Raw genomic sequence first — 2,250 nt, 5'->3', positions numbered from 1 at the left:
GATCCCGCCAGCCGCGCCGATCCCTATCCGAGCTACCAGCGGGTCCGGGCGGCAGCCGGGCTGCCGCCTTTCTTTCTTCACGACGTCCAGGTCGCGCTGGTCGGCCGGTACGACGACTGCGCCGCGATCCTGCAGAGCCAGGACTGGGGCCACGGCCACGAGGACGGGCTGAGCCCCTTCTGGGACCAGGCGGCATCCCTGCCCGGCTCCTTCATCCGGATGGATCCCCCGGACCACCGTCGGCTGCGTCGGCTGGTCAACAAGGCGTTCAGCGCGCGCATGGTCGCGGGTCTCGCGCCGATGATCGACGAACTGGTGGGCCGGCTGGTCGACGCGGCACTCGACGCCGGTGAGATCGACGTCATCCGGGACCTGTCGGGGCCGTTGGCGGTCACCATGGTCGCTGGCCGGCTGCTCGGCGTCCCCGAGGCCGACCGGCCGGCGCTGCGGGCCTGGGAGCTGGCGATCGCCCGTGGCACCGACCCGGACGGCCTGCTCTCACCCCAGGACGTCGCCGCTCGGAGCAAAGCCGGCCAGGAGGTTGTCGCTTACCTGCACGCCCTGATCGCCGAGCGGCGGGCGCGTCCCACCGACGACCTGCTGAGCATGCTTGTCGGGGTGGAGGAAGCCGGCGAGGTCCTCACCGCGGCCGAGGTGCTCGGTATCTGCGTGCTCCTGCTGGTCGCGGGTATGGAGACGAGCATCAACCTCATCGGTAACGGCATGATCGCCCTGCTGCGCAACCCCGGCCAGCTCGCGCTGCTGCGCGAGCGGCCGGAGCTGACCCCGGCGGCCGTCGAGGAGATGCTCCGGTACGACACGCCGACCCAGTTCACCATGCGGGTCGCGCTCACCGAGACGACCGTTGGCGAGCACACCTTCGCCCGCGGTGACGGCGTCATTGTCCTGATGGCTTCCGCAGGTCGGGACCAGACCGTCTACACCGATCCCGACCGTTTCGACATCACCCGGTACGCGGCTTCCCCGGCTCCGCGCCGGCACCTCGGCTTCAGCCTCGGGCTGCACTACTGCCTGGGCGCGCCCCTGGCCCGGATGGAGGCCGAAACCGCGATCCGCACGCTCATCCAGCGGGCTCCCGCACTGTCTTTGGCCACTGACACGCTCACCTATCTGCCCAGCCTCATCCATCGCGGGGTGGCATCGCTCCCGCTCAGCTTTGCCACCGCCGACTGACTGTCCCGTGGCGCTACCGCTGAGGAGATGTGATCGCGAAACCGGAACCCGGTGCGAAGGTCGTCACCGTCGGTGGAATGGCCTTGAGCTGGTCGATCGCCGCGCATGCCGGGCACTGCGCATAGCCGGCCTGGCGTTCCCGGTTGGCCTCGGCGTCCGCGCGGGCCTGCGCCACCCTTGCCTGTGCCTCGGTGACAGCGGCGAAGGCGGCCTGTGCCTTGTTCACGGCATCCTGGATCTGCTGCGGCAGCGTGATGCGCACCAGGTTGAATTTCAGGTCGACAAGGAAGGGCGCGCTCAGCGTTTCGACGAGGTCCCGAGCGAGCGATTCATTGATCGCGGTCTGTACTTTCGCGAGGTTGGCGTTGTTCGACCCCGCGGCCACGGCCGGCGGCGCGCCGGTGCCGGTGCCGGTACTCTGGTTCGCGCCGAGCTGGACGAGCGCGCAGCTGGAGACGAGCTCGGCACAGTCGAAGGTATTCACCTGCTGCCGCAGGGCGTTGTCAATCACCGGCCGGATGATGGTGTCGAGAAACGCCGACCAGCCCTTGTCACCCTCGTACGCGGCGTAGTAGTCGTTGCCGGCCAGCCTGCGGAACTTGCGGGTGCCGAACTTGTCGTCGAACGTGCGGATTGTGTCGTGGTCGAGGTTGAGGGTGAAGTAGAGAGTTCCCTCGATGCCCATCTCGACGCCGTCCTTGGACGGCACCCGTACCACGTCCTCGCCCGTGCGGTCACCGCGGTTCGGGTCGGCGGTGATCGTGTAGAAACGCTGCTGGGCGGGATACTTGTGGGCATCGGAATACAGCCCGATCCAGGTCCGTGCCGAGGCGGGGTCGAGGATCTGCCTGATCCGGTGGTTGTCGAGCGGACCGCCGTTGCGTATCACCGCGATCTCTCCACCGGTGGTCTTGTCGAACGAGCCGAGCGCGCTGAGGCCCAGCACGAGCAGAGAGACGGTGACGATACCCGCGGTAAGGAAAGCGATAATCCTGACGAAGATCCTCCTCTGCGCGCCCATTCCTGCCATCGGCACCGCCCCCCGATCATGGTTGT

2 protein-coding genes are annotated in these 2,250 nt (G+C 68.1%); one reads left to right on the top strand and one right to left on the bottom strand.

Annotation, left to right across the window (positions count from 1 at the left end; translation table 11 throughout):
* A partial coding sequence (locus tag MJ785_RS09430; RefSeq protein ID WP_239380472.1) for a cytochrome P450 occupies window positions 1–1,194 on the top strand: 1,194 nt, incomplete at its 5' end.
* A 13-nt stretch (window positions 1,195–1,207) separates the two neighbouring features.
* Here MJ785_RS09430 and MJ785_RS09425 read toward each other — a convergent pair.
* Window positions 1,208–2,215, bottom strand: coding sequence for an SPFH domain-containing protein (locus MJ785_RS09425; protein WP_239380478.1), 1,008 nt, complete (start codon window positions 2,213–2,215; stop codon window positions 1,208–1,210).
* Window positions 2,216–2,250 lie beyond the last annotated feature (35 nt).

Origin of the sequence: Protofrankia sp. CiT1 (assembly GCF_917627335.1) — a bacterium.
Lineage (GTDB): Bacteria > Actinomycetota > Actinomycetes > Frankiales > Frankiaceae > Protofrankia.
The sequence above is the reverse complement of the archived record's forward strand: the minus strand, read 5'-3'. Positions and strand labels throughout refer to the sequence as shown.